A 16,942-nucleotide genomic window follows, 5' to 3' on the forward strand; every position below is an offset into this window, starting at 1 on the left:
CAATAATGTATCTAATTTTGGCAGCAAAAGAAGACGTAAGATGCTGGTATGCTGCACTAATTAGTTCTATTTTATATTTCTATATAATGTTACAAGCTGGACTTTTAATGGAAGGAGGCCTTCAAATTTTTTATGTATTCATGGCAGTATATGGATGGATGCAATGGAAAGATACGAATAATAAAACATCTTCTCTTAAAATTTCATCATGGAAAAAAACTACCCATTTAATAATTATAAGTTTTGTAATAACCTTATCACTAATCTCTGGAATATTTTTAGAAAAATTTACAAATGCTGCCTTGCCATTTTTAGATGCGCTTACGACATGGGGCGCAATTGCTTCAACATATATGGTTGCAAAAAAAGTCATTGAAAATTGGTTTTATTGGTTTGTTATAGATTCAATTTCAATATATCTTTTCATATCTCGCGAACTTTTTTTAACAGCTTTTTTATTTTTAATATATTTAGTAATAATTATTTATGGATATAGATCTTGGAAAAAATTATTGAAAAATTCTTATGACAATATTTAAAGAAACTCTCATAGAAAAAAAAATAAAAATAAAATCTTTAAAAAAAATAAGAATTGGTGAAACATCAAAAACTTATATAGGCGAATATAAAAATCAAAAAGTTATAGTTAAATATTTTCTTCAAAATAAACTTAATAAAGTTACAAATCATTTTTTAAAAAATAAAATTAGAAGTCAGATTATTGCTAAAAAATTATTCCCGAAAATTTTGTATGCAAATCAAAAAGATGGCTTATTGATCTATGAATTTTTTAAGGAAAGTGCATATAAAAAAAATAGAGTTAATTATATAAATAATATTGGAATTAAATTAAAAGAACTCCATTCAATTAAATTACCAAAAAATATTTTATCAATTGATGATCAATTAACTTTTTATAAAAAAATTTTAACTAAAAATTCAAACTTATTGGTATTAAATGAATTCCAAGAATTTTTTAAATTGATCAAGCGCTCTGATTCGAAATATGTTTTTTCACACAATGATTTAAATTCTGCAAATATTTTATATTCTGATGATGATGATGTTTGTTTCATTGATTATGAATATGCAAGTTTAAATAGCAGATATTGCGATTTATCTAAAATAATTGAAAATTTAAGTCTTAATAAGTCTGAGATCAATGCATTATTTAATGGTTATGGGCTAAAAATTAGCAAAAATACCCATAATTCCATTAGAAATTGGGTAATTATGAATAATTATATTGAACTTATATGGTTATGCGCCTTTAATGAAATCAAAAAAAATTACTTTAAGACCAGCCATATTAAGAGATTATTGGACAAAATTAAACGATTAAAGCAATAAAAAAAGCAATAACAACAATTATTAATGGAATAAATTTATCAATCTTTTCAACTAGATCTTCTTTGTTGGGAAAATTCATTGATTTAATTGAAAAAAAAGAAAGTTTACTGTTTTTGTTGTTTGTAGAATCTTTTTCTCCTGTTTTTTTCATAATACGCAATTATATTCTTTATTTAAGAAAGATAGATCTATTTTTAAAATAATTTATCAAATATATTTGTTGTTTTTAATTCTATTTGTTTTAACATTAATTACTTTTATATTTTTGTGAGGAGATTGTATGAAAATTTTATGTATACTTTATGACGATCCAATAAACGGAATGCCAGAAAAATATGCTCGGGATGATTTACCAAAGTTAGATAAATATCCTGATGGTATGACTCTTCCTTCACCAAGCGAAGTTGACTTTACACCAGGTGAGCTTCTTGGTTGTGTATCAGGTGAGCTTGGATTAAGAAAATTTCTTGAAGATGCAGGACACACATTAGTTGTTACTTCTGATAAAGATGGAGACGATTGTGAAGCTGATAAAGAATTAGTTGATGCTGATATTGTAATATCTCAACCGTTTTTTCCTTACTATTTAACACGACAAAAAATGGAATCTGCACCCAATTTAAAAATGGCAATTACAGCTGGTATTGGTTCAGATCACGTTGATTTGCAGGCCGCAATGGATAACAACGTTGATGTTGTTGAAGTTACTTATTGTAATTCTAGATCTGTTGCCGAGCATATTGTGATGATGATTCTATCAATGGTCAGGGATTATCATAATCAACATAGAATAGTAAAAGAGGGCGGATGGAATATAGCTGACGCTGTGCAAAGGTCTTATGATGTAGAAGGCATGCATGTAGGGACTGTAGCTGCAGGAAGAATTGGCATTGATATGCTTAGAAAAATGAAACCATTTGATGTTCACTTGCATTATTTTGATATTCATAAACTCTCTGATGAAGTTGAAGCTGAATTGAACCTTACTTACCACGACTCTGTAGAATCATTAGTTGCTGTTTGTGATGTTGTAAATATAAGTTGCCCTTTACATCCTAAAACTGAACATTTATTTAATGATCAAATGATTAGTAAAATGAAACGAGGAGCATACATTGTCAATACAGCTCGAGGCAAAATTTGTGATAAAGATGCAATTGCTAGAGGACTAGAGTCAGGTCAGTTAAGCGGTTATGCTGGTGACGTATGGTTTCCTCAACCAGCTCCAAACGATCATGTATGGAGATCGATGCCTAACCACGGTATGACTCCGCATACTTCAGGTACATCTCTTTCTGCTCAAGCTAGGTATGCAGCTGGAGTAAGAGAAATTCTCGAGTGCTTCTTTGATAACAAACCAATTAGAGAACCATATTTAATTGTTCAAAATGGAGATTTAGCTGGAATGGGGGCTCATTCGTACACCAAAGGTACTGCTACAGATGGTTCTGAAGAGGCCGCTGAGTATAAAAAATAATATTACAATTTTTGTAATCTATTATTAATTATCTCATCTGCTTGAGACATAATGCTGTCTATAAGCTCTTGAACTGTTGGTATGTCATTGACCAGTCCTGCCACCATTCCGCATGACCAGGCACCTTCATCCATAGTACCCTCATGCATTATTTTTGGGTAAACTCCTGCAACTTCATCAAGAATATCTTCAAAAGTTAATTTATCGCCCAAGGCTTTTTCTTTTTCTATTAATCTTTCAACTGCTTCGTTATTTAAAACCCTTTCAGTATTAGTTAAAGAGCGCATAATTAATCTTGTGTCTAACTCAGAAGCATTCACAATAGCATTCTTAACATTTTCATGAACAGGAGCATCTTGAGTAGCAATGAATCTCGTTCCCATATTCATTCCTTCCGCTCCCAAAGAGATTGCTGCTACTAAACTTCTTGCATCAGCCATACCTCCTGATGCAACAAATGGTATTTCTAATTCATCTGCAGCTCTTGGTAATAAAATAAAGTTAGGTATATCATCCTCACCAGGATGACCTCCACACTCAAAACCATCAACTGAAACAGCATCACAGCCAATAGATTGAGCTTTCAAAGAATGTCTAACCGACGTACATTTATGAATAACTTTTATGCCAGCATCTTTAAGTGATGGAAGATATTCAGCAGGATTTCTGCCTGCCGTTTCAACAACAGGAACTCCTGCATCAATAATCACTTTTATAAGACCAGGATAATCTGGCGGAGTTAGAGAGGGTAAAAAAGTTAGATTAACTGCAAAAGGTTTATCTGTCATTTCCTGGCATCTTGAAATCTCATTAGCTAGTTTTTCTGGTGTTCCCTGAGTTAAGCCTGTGATGGTTCCTAATCCACCCGCATTCGAAACAGCCGCAGCCAGCTCTGCAAATCCAACGTGATGCATACCACCTTGAATAATTGGATGTTTAATATCAAACATTTCTGTAATTTTTGTTTTCATTTATTTTTCCTGACGTTGATAAAAATTATTATAGACATATATAGGAGGTTAACAACATTTTGATTACTAAATAAAAAAGATACATATAATTTATGCAATCATTAACTAAAAAATTTTTTTTTACATGAAAAGATTAGTCATCATTGGAGGAAGTGGGTCTATCGGTAAAGCTTTTGTTAATTTCTACAGCAATCAAGTTGATGTCAAAAAGATATACTGTTTTTCAAGAACTGATCAAACCCACAGCTCTGAAAAAGTTATAAATAAAAAAATAGATATTGAAGATGAAGAAAGTATCAAAAATGCCGCTATTAAAATTGGTGAAAATAAAATTGATTTAGTAATTGTTGCAACAGGACTTTTACACACAGAAATTTTTGGCCCTGAGAAAAGTATCAAAGAAATTGATCTCAAAACATTCAAAAAAATATTCAGCGTTAATGCTTTTGGTCCTGCTTTGATTGGTAAACATTTTCTACCTCTTCTATCTAAAAATAGTAGAAGCGTTCTCGCATTCTTAAGTGCAAGAGTCGGAAGCATATCAGAAAATAAAATTGGAGGATGGTACTCCTATCGATCTAGCAAAGCTGCTTTAAATCAGCTAATTAAAAATTTTAGTATTGAGGCTAAAAGAATCAACCCTAATGCAATTATTCTTGGGCTTCAACCAGGAACTGTTGATAGTAATTTAAGCAAGCCATTTAAAAAAAATGTTACTAAGGATAATTTATTTTCTGCAGATTATAGTGTGAAAATGCTTGTAGATGTAATTGAAAAGTCTACAGTTGAGGATTCAGGTGAACTTCTTGCTTGGGATGGATCAAATATTAAACCCTAATTTAAAACAAAAAAACCCAGCTTTATAGCTGGGTTTTAAATTTTTAAAGGCTATCTATTAGGCAGATTGTGATTCTTTCACAGCTACATGCCAAATTATTAAACCAAATAGAATCTTGTTAACAAAGTCAGCAAGGTTATAAATGATGTTTAAATTTGATGCATATACGCCTTCACCGCCCATGAGGTAACCAGCAAAGTATCCAGCAGGATAAATTGCCCAACCAAATACGATAATTGCCATCATAGCTTTATAAGCAGAATTAACAGCTACGCTAGCTGTTGAAACCGCAGATTTTCCTTCACCTAAGTAAAGCTCATATATCATATATAGCCATCCTGCCATTCCGATAATAAACGCTGGCCATACTGCCATCACACCTGCTTCACCTAAGAAACCACCAATTAACATAACCAAAGAACCAAATAATAGTTTTCTAAATAATGAACCTGCGACAGCAGTACATGCTGCTAGGATTAAATAGAATTCAATCATTTGTAATGGAACTGTTAATAACCAGTCAATATATCTAAATACTGTTGGTGTTGCACCTTCATCCACCCATACACCTCTCATGTATAGATAGTGCCAAAATGCGATACCACATATTAAACCAGCTACTGTTAGTGATGTTTTCCATTTTCCATTTACATTGTCTCTTTCAACAAAAAAGAAAACAGTTGCAGCAAGCATAGCTGCAGTAACTAACCAAAAAGAGATTCCTGTAGGATCACTAATTGACAAGTCTCCGCCACTTGCAGCAAAAGAAGGCATCGCCATAACTGCTGTTAAAGCTAATAAGTTTTTCATAAAATACTCCTTTTTCTAGGAGCTAAATTAACAATATTGCTCCCCCTATTAAAATTTGAACTTTGATGATAACAAAAATCTTTTTAAAACTACAAGAAAATAAGCAAAAAATTGCAGTTTTTTTTATTTGTCTAAAAGAAGAAAAACACAAAAAAACGAATTAATTCATTTTTTTGTGTTTATTTATGACAGGAGCTTAATTGATATCAAATCTATCAGCATTCATGACCTTATTCCATGCTTTGATAAAATCTTTCGCAAACTTATCATTAGAATCATTGGATGCGTATACCTCTACCAATGATCTTAGTTGAGAATTGGATCCAAATACAAGATCTGCTCTTGATGCACTTCTTACTTTATCTCCACTAACTCTATCAAACGCTTCAAATGAATTGCCTGTTCCATTTGGTTTCCATTTTACTGACATATCTAGTAATGTGTCGAAATAGTCATTTGATAATTGATTTGGATTTTTTGTAAATACTCCAAGACCATTTGAACTTATACCTAATGATCTCATTCCACCAATAAGCACTGTCATTTCAGGAGCTGTTAAATTCAATAATTGAGCTTTATCTAACATAATTTCTTCAGGAGAGATATTCACACCAGTTCTATGATAATTCCTAAAGGCATCTGATACGGGTTCCATAACAGCAAATGACTCCGCATCAGTTTGATCTTGTGATGCATCACCTCTACCAGGAGTAAATGGAACGCTTAATCCAGATGCTTGTTCGATAGCTGTATTTCCTGCTAAAACAATAACATCAGCAATTGAGGCTTTAGTTTCTTTGGAAATACTTTCATAAATCTCAAGAACTTTTTGAAGTTGTTCTGGTTTGTTAGCCTCCCAATCTTTTTGTGGCGTAAGCCTAATTCTTGATCCATTAGCTCCTCCACGCATATCAGAACCACGGAAAGTAGAAGCACTGGCCCATGCAGTTTCGACCATTTCTTGAATTGATAAACCACTTTCAAGAATTTTTTCTTTAACAGAATCAACATCATAACTAGAGTTACCAGCTGGAACAGGATCTTGCCAGATTAATTCTTCATCAGGTACTTCAGGACCCATATATCTTGTTTTTGGACCCATATCTCTGTGCAGTAGTTTGAACCATGCTTTAGCAAAAGCGTCTGCAAATTCATCAGGATTCTCATGAAAATGCTTTGAAATCTTGTTATATGCAGGATCTTCACGCATTGCCATATCAGCAGTTGTCATCATTGTTGGAACTTTCTTAGACGCATCTTCAGCATCAGGTGCCATATCTTCTTCTTTTACATCAATAGCATGCCAAACTTTTGCTCCTGCTGGAGTATCGACTAGTTCCCATTCGTATCCAAAAAGAAGATCAAAATATCCGTTATCCCATTGTGTAGGGTTTGCAGTCCATGCTCCTTCAAAACCACTTGTGATGGTATCGCTTCCCTTACCAGACCCAAAAGAACTAGACCAACCAAATCCCATTTCTTCAAGTGATGCTCCTTCCGGTTCTGTACCAACACTTTCTTCTGGACCAGCACCATGACCTTTACCAAAAGTATGACCGCCGGCTACTAAAGCAACAGTTTCATAATCATTCATAGCCATTCTACCAAAAGTAGTACGAATATCATGTGCACTTGCTTTAGGATCAGGATTGCCATCTGGACCTTGAGGATTTACGTATATAAGACCCATTTGAACTGCGCCTAAGGGATTATTCAAAGATTCTCTTACCTCATTATTTTCGTATCTATTGTTTTCAAGCCATTCATTTTCTAGTCCCCAATGAATGTCTTCTTCTGGAGCCCATATGTCTGGACGGCCTCCACTAAAACCAAATGTTTTACCACCCATTGATTCAATAGCTACGTTACCTGCCAGAATTAATAAATCTGCCCAACTGATTTGCTTTCCATATTTTTGTTTAATCGGCCAAAGCAGTCTTCGTGCTTTATCTAAATTACCGTTATCAGGCCAGCTGTTTAATGGCGCAAATCTTTGAGCTCCAGTACCTCCACCACCGCGTCCATCAGTACTTCTATATGTTCCAGCTGCATGCCAAGTCATTCTAATAAAGAATGGTCCATAATGACCATAGTCCGCAGGCCACCACTCTTGTGAATCTGTCATAAGATCATTCAAGTCTTTTTTTAGTGCTTTGTAATCAATTTTTGCAAACTCTTGACGATAGTTAAATCCCTCATCCATAGGATCAACTTTTGTATCTTGCTGATGAAGAATATTTAAATTTAATTGATTAGGCCACCAATCTCTGTTTGATGTACTTCCACCGCTATTAGATGTAGCTGCACCATGCATAACAGGGCATTTATTTTTATTTTCCATTATTAAACCTCCAAAACATAATGTGTTTACATTATAACTAAGTTTTATGTTTTATTAAATATGTTAAAAATAAACTTTATGTTTTATAATATTGAACATTAAATGATTACTTTAAAACAAATAACTTATTCATTAGCAGTTCAAAAAACCTTACATTTTAAGAAAGCCGCTGAGCTTTGTTTTATTTCTCCTTCAAATCTTTCTAATGCGATTAATGAAATGGAGCTTCAACTGGGATTTCAAGTTTTCGAAAGAACTAATAAGCAAGTCATGATCACAGCTTCAGGTAAATCTTTTTTAAAAAAAGCTAAAGAAATTAAATTGCATCTGGATGATATTTCTTTGATTGGCTCGGAAAACCGCTTACCGTTAAGTACTCCAATTTCTATAGGGATAATTCCAACAATAAGTCCTTACCTACTACCAATTGTTTTACCAACATTAAAAAAAAAATATCCCAATCTAAAGTTAAATATAATAGAAGCCCAGTCCAAAGAGCTAATTACAAAAGTTAAAAATGGAGATATTGATACTGCAATTCTAGCTTTACCATATAACTTAGATGGTTTGTTAGCATTTAAATTTTGGCAAGAGGACTTTTACTTTGTTACTCATATTGACAATAATAATTTTGATTTTAAGAATTCAGAAATAAAAGCAAAAGAGCTAGAAAAATCAGAATTAATGCTTTTAGAAGATGGGCATTGTTTGAAAGAACACGCATTGACAGCATGTAAAATTTCTAATGAGGGTCAATATACAATGAAAGCATCAAGCCTAAATACTCTTATTCAATTAGTAGCCGGGAAAATGGGATCCACTCTTATTCCTCAAATGGCATTAAAGCAGCTTTTAAAATCTAATGATTTTCTTAAAAGAGCTCATCTCAATGAGCCAGGTCCTCATAGAGAAATTGCATTAATAATTAGACCAAACTATGCAGGCGCTAAGAATATAGAATTACTATGTAATCTTTTCAAAAAGGAACTTACAAAAATTGAATTATAAAAATGCTGATCTTTTTTGATTAATTCACAATGTATTAGTATTATTCACTTATGAGAGTAGCTATTTATCCAGGTTCATTTGATCCAATAACATATGGACATATGGATATTATTGAAAGAGGTTGTAACTTATTTGATAAAATAATTGTTGCTATAGCTAAAAGCGATGCAAAAAAACCCTTATTTACTTTAGAGGAAAGAATAGCTCTATCATCTAGCATTTTTGAAGATAATGAAAAAGTTGAGGTGGTTGGTTTTCCAAGGCAGCTAACAGTTGATCTAGCGAGAGAACATAATGCATCTGCAATAATTAGAGGCTTGAGGGCGGTATCAGATTTCGAATACGAATTTCAATTAGCCACCATGAACAGATCTCTTGCACCAGATATGGAAAGCATTTTTTTAACTCCTAAAGAAAGTCTAATATATGTTTCATCCAGCCTTATTAAAGAAATATCTGATTTAAAAGGAGATGTTTCTAAATTTGTTCATCCAAATATTGAAAAAGCTCTAAGAGCAAAATTAGATTCTCATTAAATTAACTCTGACAGTTTGCACAAAAATATGCTGCCCTATTATTCAAAACTATTTTTTTAATTTTTGCTTTACAATTATTGCAGATCTCATTATCTCTGCCATATACGTTTAAATTTATTTGAAAATATCCTTGGTTTCCATCTGCCGAATAAAAATCTCTCAAAGTAGTCCCACCTTTTCTAATAGCTGATCTAAGAACTTTTTTTGAATTATTAATAATTTTTTGACATTCGTTTTTTGAAATTCTGCCAGCTTTTCTTGTTGGCCTAATATTAGACAAGAAAAGAGTTTCAGACGCATAAATATTTCCAATACCTACAACATTTTTTTGGTTCATTATAAAATTTTTAATATTTGTTGCCGAATTTCTGGTTTTTTTATAAAGGTAATTTAAATTAAATTCAGAAGACAATGGTTCTGGTCCCAGAATTTGAATTAAAGGATGATTATACAAATCATTAGATATATGAATTGATCCAAATCTTCTGGGGTCATTAAATATAATTTTTTCATCATTAAATATAAACTCTGCATGATCATGCTTTTTAAAAAAATTATTCTTTATTTTTTGTATTCGTAAACTTCCTGACATTCCTAGATGAAGAAATAAATCGAAATTATTAAAACTAAAGATTAAATATTTTGCTCTTCTGGAAATATTTATAATTGTTTGATTTTTTGTTTTACTTTCAACGGTTTCTTCGACCTTCCATCTAAGATTTCTGTTATGTATCTTGATTTCTTTTAAATCACATTTATTAAATTTACTAATTGCTCTGAGGGTTGTTTCAACCTCTGGTAGCTCAGGCATTTTTTATTTCAGGAGATTATTGATATTTAATATGTCAGAAGGTTCAAGAGTTCCAGATGCGAGACCTAATCTTAAATTTGCTAAAATATAATCATATTTCGCGTTAGCTAAATTTTTCTCCGCGGCGTATAAGTTTTTTTCAGATTGTAATAAATCCACAACATTTCTCGTTCCTACTTTGTAGCCAACTTGAGTAGCCTCAAGAGCACTTTTTGCTGAGACAACTGCTTGTTTTTGTGCAGTTACATTTGCCACTAATGTAAGGACGTTTGAGTATTGTGATCGAACTTCTTGGATAACTTTTCTTTCTGCAAATAGAGCATTTTCATCTGCTTCATTGTATTGTGCATATGCCTGTTTTCTTCTTGAATTAACTGCTCCACCTTGAAAAATAGGCATACTAAACTGTATTGCATAATTTCTTCTGCCAGTAATTTCAGGAACAGGAATACCTTGCCCATCAATATTAATACCTTCGAAATTAAATTGATTGGTTTCAGATTCAGATTTTGATCCAACAATATTAATTTTAGGGAGATGACCGGAGGCAGCCCCCCTAGCATTGTTTCTTGCAGCTTGTTTTCTCATTTGGGAAGCTTTAAGTTGGAAATTATTTTTAAGAGCGATTTCAACCCATTTCTCTTTAGAGTTTGGAGAAGGTTCAGTAACTATAAGATTTTCACCAAGCTCATCCAAGCTAAAAATTTCACGTCCAAGCAAAGCATTTAAAGCTTCTTTGGCAGAAAAAAGAGCGCCTTCGTTGTTAATTCTTGAAGCTCTGCTTAAATCATATGCTAATTGTGCTTCTTGAACACCAGTAATTGCAGATAAACCAACCTCATATCTTTGTTGAGCTTGATCTAGCTGTTGTTTAATAGCCTTTTCCTCAGATAAAGCAGCACTTAGATTATCAATTTGTCTTAGAACACCAAAATATAATTCTGCAGTTCTTAAAATTAAATTTTGTTGTTCAAAAGCAAATTCAGCTTCAGCTGCATTTTTTAACGATTTTGACTGCCTAAATTGAAACCAAGTATCTAACCTAAATAATGGCTGAGAAATATTCGCACTTGAAGAAAAAGAGTTGTACTCTTGCTGAAGTTTCTTATTTTGATAATACTCATTCCAATTAGTTGATCCGTTTATAGATATGCTTGGAAGAAGAGCAGCTCTTCCTTGAACCAATATCTCCTTATCTGCTAAAAAAGAATATTCAGCAGCTTTATAGGTTGGATCATTTTTTAAGGCTTCGTTATATATCTCTAGGATATTTTCACTTTCTATAAAAGTTGTAAGAAAAATAATACTTAATAAATGAATTTTAATTTTCATGTACTAATTTTAACTCATATAAATGTTTACAATGAAAACATTTATGAATATTTTTGCCATATTTGAGTTTTAATAGAGTTTTTCATATTTCTTGGAGTAGAATAAGTAGATATTAAATGAATCAATTATAAGGCAATACAAATTGGCAAAAAAATCATATGATTCAAAAGCAATTGAGGTTTTATCCGGACTAGACCCTGTCAGGAAAAGACCGGGCATGTACACAGATACGTCTAATCCAAATCATCTCATTCAAGAAGTTTTAGATAATTCCATTGACGAGGCTCTATCAAGTTTTTGTTCCGTGATTCAGATTTCAATTCTTAAAAATGGTTTCATAGAGATTTCAGATGACGGAAGAGGTATGCCAGTTGATATCCATCCTGAGCATAAAGTTTCTGGAGTAGAGTTAATAATGTGTAAGCTTCATGCTGGTGCAAAGTTTTCTGGTGAAGATTATAACTTTTCTGGAGGTCTTCACGGCGTTGGTGTTTCTGTAGTTAATGCGCTATCTGAAAATCTGGAAGTAAGAATTAAAAGAGACTCTAAAGAGTACAAAATTTCGTTTAGTAATGGAGAAAAAAAAGAGGATCTTGAAGAAATTGGTCAAGTTGGTCCAAGAAATACTGGAACCTCAGTAAAATTTATACCCAATCCAATTTATTTTGAAACTATTGAGGTTCAGCTTAAAGAACTAAAACATCTTCTCAAAGCAAAAGCAGTTTTGTGCCCTGGCTTAAGAATAAAATTTTTTTATGAAAAAAAGAATGAAAGAGAGGATTGGATATACGAGGAAGGCTTACAATCTTACTTGAAGGAATCAGTTGATGAAAATGATTTAATTTTAAATGAATCTATCTTAGATTCAAAAAAGTCAGAATCACAAGAGATTCAATTTGCAGTTAACTGGTCTAATAAAAACATAAAAAATAAAATTAGTGAAACTTATGTAAATTTAATTCCAACGTCGCAAGGAGGTTCCCATTTAAATGGATTTAAATCAGGACTATTAGACGCTTTAAAAGAATTTTGTGATTATAGAAGTTTATTACCAAAAGGCTTAAAAATAAATGCTGACGACGTAATAAGTCATGCTATATTTGTAGTATCTTCTAAATTACAAAATCCACAATTTTCTGGACAAACTAAAGAAAGATTAGATTCAAAAGATCATGCATTATTTGTAGCAAATTCTACAAAAGATATTTTAAGCATATGGTTGAATACACATACAGAAGAGGGAGAAAAAATTGCAGAACTTGCAATAGATTCTGCACAAACAAGAGCTAAAGTATCTAATATTGTTCAGAGGAAAAAAACTTTTAAGGGTCCAGCATTACCAGGAAAATTGTCAGATTGTAATAGCGAAGATCTTAACGAAACTGAACTTTTTTTAGTTGAAGGTGACTCAGCTGGAGGTTCTGCGAAACAAGCTCGAGAAAGATCTTTTCAGGCCATAATGCCATTAAGAGGCAAAATATTAAATACTTGGGATTTAGAAAGCAGTGAAATAATTAAATCTCAAGAGATTAAAAATCTTTCTACTGCAATTGGAGTTTTACCAGGAACATCTGACGTAGACAATTTGAGATATGGAAAAATATGTATATTAGCAGATGCTGATTCCGATGGACTTCACATAGCAACTCTTTTATGTGCTTTATTTCTGCGTCATTACAAGCAACTTGTTGTTGATGGAAGAATATATATCTCTATGCCACCACTTTTTAGAATCGATTGTGGCAAAGAAGTTTTATATGCGTTGCATGAGCAGCAAAGAGATGAAATTGTTAATAAGTTTAAAAGCAAAAAAGGGAAGCCTAAAATTAATATACAAAGATTTAAAGGTCTTGGTGAAATGAATCCATCCCAATTAAGAGAAACTGTTATGGATCCAAACACACGACAACTTGTGCAATTATCAATAAGCGCATCTGATAACGCTAATTCCATGATGGATTTATTACTTTCAAAAAAAAATGCATCGGCTAGAAAAGAATGGCTTGAGAAAAAAGGATCTTTAGCAAAAGTATAAACATGAAAAATAATGAAAAAATATCATCATTAAGTTTAAAAAATTATGCTGAAGAGTCATATCTCAACTATGCAATGTATGTAATTTTAGATAGAGCTCTACCTAATATTGGAGATGGACTAAAACCAGTTCAAAGAAGAATTCTTTATGCAATGTCCGAATTAGGACTTGATGCATCTTCAAAATATAAAAAATCTGCAAGAACTGTCGGTGATGTAATAGGTAAATTCCATCCTCATGGAGATACCGCAGCATATGAAGCAATGGTCTTAATGGCACAAAATTTTTCTTTTAAATATCCACTTGTCGATGGCCAGGGAAATTGGGGTTCTCAAGATGATCCTAAATCTTTTGCTGCAATGCGATATACAGAATCAAAACTAACTAGTTTTGCAAACCTTTTAATTTCAGAATTAAAATCTGGCACGGTGGATTGGCAACCAAATTTTGATGGTTCACTTCTTGAACCAGTTATTTTCCCATCAAAGTTACCATCAATTTTGCTTAATGGAACTTCTGGAATTGCTGTTGGTATGGCAACAGATATTCCATCTCATAATATAAATGAAATTATTGAGGCTGTTGTTCATATCATTGACAATCCCAAAGCTGGCCTTAAAGATTTACTAAAAATAATAAAGGGTCCAGATTTTTCTAATAATGCTTCAATTGTTGCAACTAGCGAAGAGCTTTTTGAAATGTATTCAACAGGTAGAGGCGGTTTTAAAATACAAGCAAACTGGAGACAGGAAAAAAATCAAATAATTGTTGATGCGCTACCTTATCAGGCATCAGGATCAAAAATCTTAGAACAGATCTCTGAGCAAATGGTAAAAAAGAAACTGCCAATGGTTGTTGATTTAACTGATGAAGGAGATCATTTGGAGCCTATAAGACTTGTAATCACTTTAAGATCAAATAGAGTAAATGCTAACGATGTGATGAATCACCTTTATGCATCAACTGATCTTCAGAAAAGTTACAGATCGAATATGAATTTAATTTCCTTAAAAGGGGGGCCAAAAGTATTTGCCTTGGACGAACTATTAAAAGAATGGCTTAAGTTTAGACAACAAACCGTAACAAGAAAACTTGAACATAGATTAGATCAGGTAAATGATAGGCTGCATATTCTTCAAGGCTTTCTGATAGTTTATTTAGATTTAGATAAAGTGATTAAAATTATAAGAGAGTCTGATAATCCTAAAAAAGAAATAATCAAAGAATTTAAATTATCTGACTTGCAAGTGAATGCTATCTTAGAAATTAGGCTCAGACAATTGGCAAAATTAGAGCAAGAAAAATTAGAAAGTGAAAAAACTAATCTCGACAATGAAAAGAAAGAAATTGAAAAAATACTTAATTCAAAATCTAGACTAAAAACAACTATTAAAAATGAATTAAAACAAATAAAAGAAGATTTTGGTGATGAAAGAAAATCAAAAATAATAGAGATCTCTGAAGCAAAAATTTTTTCAGAAGAAGAAACGATTACTACAGAACCTGTTTCAATTATTCTTTCAAAAGCAGGCTGGATAAGAAGTGCAAAAGGCCATGAAATTGATCCAAATTCACTAACCTATAGGGGAGACGATTCTTTGCAAGACTTTTGTAGAGGAAAAAGTAATCAACTAGTCGTATTTTTAGATTCAACAGGAAAATCTTTTTCTCTTCAAGCACATTCTTTACCTTCAGCAAGAGGTATGGGAGAGCCTTTATCAGGCAGAATATCAGCAGACTCAGGAGTAAGCTTCATATCATGTGTTTCTGGTAATGATGGTGATGACAAATTTATGATTATGAACACAGCTGGATATGGCTTTATATCTGAATTTAAAAATATGACATCAAATAAAAAAACTGGAAGGGCTTTTATGAAGTTACCTGATAATGCAAGATTATTAAAAGCGATACCAATTAGAAAAGATCACACACACATCGCTGCAGTATCAAGCATTGGAAAACTTCTTATATTTAGAATTGATGAATTGCCAATATTAGGAAAAGGAAAAGGCAATAAAATAATAAATATTCCTAAAGCTAAATTTAATTCTAATGAAGAATTTATGGCACATGCACAATTATTATCAGATGAAAGTACTTTAAGGGTTATAGTTGGTGACAGAAGCGTAAGTCTTAAACCAAAAGACTGGGCAGATTACATCCTCACAAGAGCTAAAAGAGGAAAAAAAATTGGTAACCTTAAAAATGTCGATCGGTTGATTGAAGAAATCGAAGTCAATTCATCAACTGAAAAATAGACTTTTTAAAAATTTCTAGGCCGGCATCAATAATTTTATCTTCAATTATTAAACTTGGAGAAAATCTAACCATCGAATCATTTGCTTTAAGTATCATCAAGCCATTTGAATGACATTTATCAATTAGATCATCAACAGTAAAATTATCTTTTTTTAGCTCAATACTTAGCCACAGTCCTGAAGAACTGAAGTTCGAAAAACAATCAAAGCTGCTGTTAATTTCTTTTATTCTTTGTATAAATATTTTTTCTTTTTTGCGAACACCATTTAGTAATTTTTTACTTGAAACAATTTCAAGCACTTTTGATCCAACTGCGCAGACTAGGGGACCTCCACCAAATGTTGTTCCATGTGAACCAACATTCATTCTGCTTGATATTTTATGTGTTGTTAAAATACCTCCTATTGGAAGTCCATTTGCCAAACCCTTTGCAAAACATAAAATGTCAGGCTTAATTTTATACTTTTCATATGCAAATAATGATCCTGTTCTCCCAATGCCTGACTGAACTTCATCTATTATCAAAAGTGCTTTATATTTTTTACATAACTTAATAATTGTTTTAACAAATTTATTTTCTGCACTAATAATTCCTGATTGCCATTGCACCAATTCTAAAATAACTGCGCATGTATTTTTGGAGAATTTTTTTTCAAGATCTTTTATTTCATTAAATTTATGATTTTTAACACCTTTAGGTAGAGGTGCAAACCCATCAGTGAGTGATTTATTATTTGATAATGCTATAGCCATCATTGTTCTTCCATGAAAGGAGCCAGAGAATGAAATAATTTCGTTTTTACTTTTTTCTTTTGAATAAAATTTTCTTGCAGTTTTTATTGATGCTTCGACAGCCTCTGCTCCAGAATTACAAAAAAAGACTTTTTCAGCAAAAGTTTTTTTACATAGCTTTTTGGCTAAATTTATTGAAGGCTCATTTATATAAAGATTTGATAAATGTATAACTTTTTTTGATTGATCAGCAATAATTGATGATAAAGTTTTGTTGCTATGTCCAAGATTAGTAACGGCGATTCCAGCGGTAAAGTCTATGTATTTTTTATTATTTTTGTCCCAAACCAATGATCCTAGTGCTTTTTTAACTTTAAAGCTTGCAGGTGCATAAAAAGGCACCATATATTTAGTATAATCATTGATCTCATTCATAAGT

Annotated in this window: 15 protein-coding genes; 8 read left to right on the forward strand and 7 right to left on the reverse strand. The window is 32.1% G+C overall.

Features of this window, described 5'->3' with window-relative positions; all coding sequences use genetic code 11:
- Positions 1-5: 5 nt before the first annotated feature.
- A complete protein-coding gene (gene pnuC / locus M9C80_00530; protein URQ70181.1) occupies positions 6-539 on the forward strand; it encodes a nicotinamide riboside transporter PnuC in 534 nt (177 codons plus the stop codon).
- Positions 526-1,350: an aminoglycoside phosphotransferase family protein gene (locus M9C80_00535; GenBank protein ID URQ69680.1), complete on the forward strand. Its 825-nt coding sequence runs from the start codon at positions 526-528 to the stop codon at positions 1,348-1,350. Before pnuC ends, M9C80_00535 begins: the two co-directional genes overlap by 14 nt.
- On the opposite strand, the gene M9C80_00540 is transcribed toward M9C80_00535, so the two are convergent.
- The gene (locus tag M9C80_00540; GenBank protein URQ69681.1) at positions 1,331-1,501 is read right to left on the reverse strand and encodes a hypothetical protein; all 171 of its coding nucleotides are present in this window, start codon (positions 1,499-1,501) and stop codon (positions 1,331-1,333) included. The genes M9C80_00535 and M9C80_00540 overlap by 20 nt on opposite strands.
- Positions 1,502-1,630: 129 nt before the next feature.
- On the opposite strand from M9C80_00540, the gene M9C80_00545 reads away from it, so the two are divergent.
- Entirely contained in the window at positions 1,631-2,827 is a 1,197-nt protein-coding gene (locus M9C80_00545) for an NAD-dependent formate dehydrogenase (GenBank protein URQ69682.1), read from the forward strand.
- Between the two features lie 2 nt (positions 2,828-2,829).
- Here the strand turns inward: M9C80_00545 and M9C80_00550 are convergent, their stop codons facing one another.
- Positions 2,830-3,798, reverse strand: coding sequence for a nitronate monooxygenase family protein (locus M9C80_00550; GenBank protein ID URQ69683.1), 969 nt, complete (start codon positions 3,796-3,798; stop codon positions 2,830-2,832).
- 124 nt (positions 3,799-3,922) lie between these two features.
- Here M9C80_00550 and M9C80_00555 point away from each other — a divergent pair, with 124 nt between their 5' ends.
- Entirely contained in the window at positions 3,923-4,636 is a 714-nt protein-coding gene (locus M9C80_00555) for an SDR family NAD(P)-dependent oxidoreductase (GenBank protein URQ69684.1), read from the forward strand.
- Between the two features lie 57 nt (positions 4,637-4,693).
- Here M9C80_00555 and M9C80_00560 read toward each other — a convergent pair whose 3' ends face one another.
- The gene (locus M9C80_00560) at positions 4,694-5,446 is read right to left on the reverse strand and encodes a bacteriorhodopsin-like (GenBank protein URQ69685.1); all 753 of its coding nucleotides are present in this window, start codon (positions 5,444-5,446) and stop codon (positions 4,694-4,696) included.
- 196 nt (positions 5,447-5,642) lie between these two features.
- Positions 5,643-7,787, reverse strand: a complete 2,145-nt coding sequence (gene katG, locus M9C80_00565; protein URQ69686.1) for a catalase/peroxidase HPI — start codon at positions 7,785-7,787, stop codon at positions 5,643-5,645.
- Between the two features lie 102 nt (positions 7,788-7,889).
- Here katG and M9C80_00570 point away from each other — a divergent pair, with 102 nt between their 5' ends.
- Both M9C80_00570 and coaD read left to right on the forward strand, forming a co-directional pair.
- Entirely contained in the window at positions 7,890-8,795 is a 906-nt protein-coding gene (locus M9C80_00570; GenBank protein URQ69687.1) for a LysR substrate-binding domain-containing protein, read from the forward strand.
- Between the two features lie 50 nt (positions 8,796-8,845).
- Positions 8,846-9,331 (forward strand): pantetheine-phosphate adenylyltransferase, encoded by a 486-nt coding sequence (gene coaD / locus M9C80_00575; protein ID URQ69688.1) that lies wholly within the window; start codon positions 8,846-8,848, stop codon positions 9,329-9,331.
- 1 nt (position 9,332) lies between these two features.
- On the opposite strand, the gene mutM is transcribed toward coaD, so the two are convergent.
- Positions 9,333-10,142: a bifunctional DNA-formamidopyrimidine glycosylase/DNA-(apurinic or apyrimidinic site) lyase gene (mutM, locus tag M9C80_00580; protein URQ69689.1), complete on the reverse strand. Its 810-nt coding sequence runs from the start codon at positions 10,140-10,142 to the stop codon at positions 9,333-9,335.
- Between the two features lie 3 nt (positions 10,143-10,145).
- Positions 10,146-11,474 carry a TolC family outer membrane protein gene (locus M9C80_00585; protein URQ69690.1) on the reverse strand — a complete coding sequence of 443 codons (1,329 nt, stop codon included), beginning with the start codon at positions 11,472-11,474 and terminating at the stop codon, positions 10,146-10,148.
- A 142-nt stretch (positions 11,475-11,616) separates the two neighbouring features.
- Here M9C80_00585 and parE point away from each other — a divergent pair, with 142 nt between their 5' ends.
- Positions 11,617-13,509: a DNA topoisomerase IV subunit B gene (parE, locus tag M9C80_00590; GenBank protein URQ69691.1), complete on the forward strand. Its 1,893-nt coding sequence runs from the start codon at positions 11,617-11,619 to the stop codon at positions 13,507-13,509.
- A gap of 2 nt (positions 13,510-13,511) precedes the next feature.
- Positions 13,512-15,770: a DNA topoisomerase IV subunit A gene (gene parC, locus M9C80_00595; protein URQ69692.1), complete on the forward strand. Its 2,259-nt coding sequence runs from the start codon at positions 13,512-13,514 to the stop codon at positions 15,768-15,770.
- Here parC and M9C80_00600 read toward each other — a convergent pair.
- Positions 15,748-16,938, reverse strand: coding sequence for an aspartate aminotransferase family protein (locus M9C80_00600; GenBank protein ID URQ69693.1), 1,191 nt, complete (start codon positions 16,936-16,938; stop codon positions 15,748-15,750). The two genes, parC and M9C80_00600, sit on opposite strands and share 23 nt — an antisense overlap.
- Positions 16,939-16,942: the final 4 nt, after the last annotated feature.

Source organism: SAR86 cluster bacterium (genome assembly GCA_023703615.1).
In the GTDB taxonomy this organism is placed as follows: Bacteria; Pseudomonadota; Gammaproteobacteria; order Magnimaribacterales; family D2472; genus MED-G85.

Coding starts and splice junctions, on each gene's coding strand:
- pnuC (URQ70181.1), top strand. CDS start 6: ATGTATCTAATTTTGGCAGCAAAAGAAGACGTAAGATGCTGGTATGCT.
- M9C80_00535 (URQ69680.1), top strand. CDS start 526: ATGACAATATTTAAAGAAACTCTCATAGAAAAAAAAATAAAAATAAAA.
- M9C80_00540 (URQ69681.1), bottom strand. CDS start 1,501: ATGAAAAAAACAGGAGAAAAAGATTCTACAAACAACAAAAACAGTAAA.
- M9C80_00545 (URQ69682.1), top strand. CDS start 1,631: ATGAAAATTTTATGTATACTTTATGACGATCCAATAAACGGAATGCCA.
- M9C80_00550 (URQ69683.1), bottom strand. CDS start 3,798: ATGAAAACAAAAATTACAGAAATGTTTGATATTAAACATCCAATTATT.
- M9C80_00555 (URQ69684.1), top strand. CDS start 3,923: ATGAAAAGATTAGTCATCATTGGAGGAAGTGGGTCTATCGGTAAAGCT.
- M9C80_00560 (URQ69685.1), bottom strand. CDS start 5,446: ATGAAAAACTTATTAGCTTTAACAGCAGTTATGGCGATGCCTTCTTTT.
- katG (URQ69686.1), bottom strand. CDS start 7,787: ATGGAAAATAAAAATAAATGCCCTGTTATGCATGGTGCAGCTACATCT.
- M9C80_00570 (URQ69687.1), top strand. CDS start 7,890: ATGATTACTTTAAAACAAATAACTTATTCATTAGCAGTTCAAAAAACC.
- coaD (URQ69688.1), top strand. CDS start 8,846: ATGAGAGTAGCTATTTATCCAGGTTCATTTGATCCAATAACATATGGA.
- mutM (URQ69689.1), bottom strand. CDS start 10,142: ATGCCTGAGCTACCAGAGGTTGAAACAACCCTCAGAGCAATTAGTAAA.
- M9C80_00585 (URQ69690.1), bottom strand. CDS start 11,474: ATGAAAATTAAAATTCATTTATTAAGTATTATTTTTCTTACAACTTTT.
- parC (URQ69692.1), top strand. CDS start 13,512: ATGAAAAATAATGAAAAAATATCATCATTAAGTTTAAAAAATTATGCT.
- M9C80_00600 (URQ69693.1), bottom strand. CDS start 16,938: ATGAATGAGATCAATGATTATACTAAATATATGGTGCCTTTTTATGCA.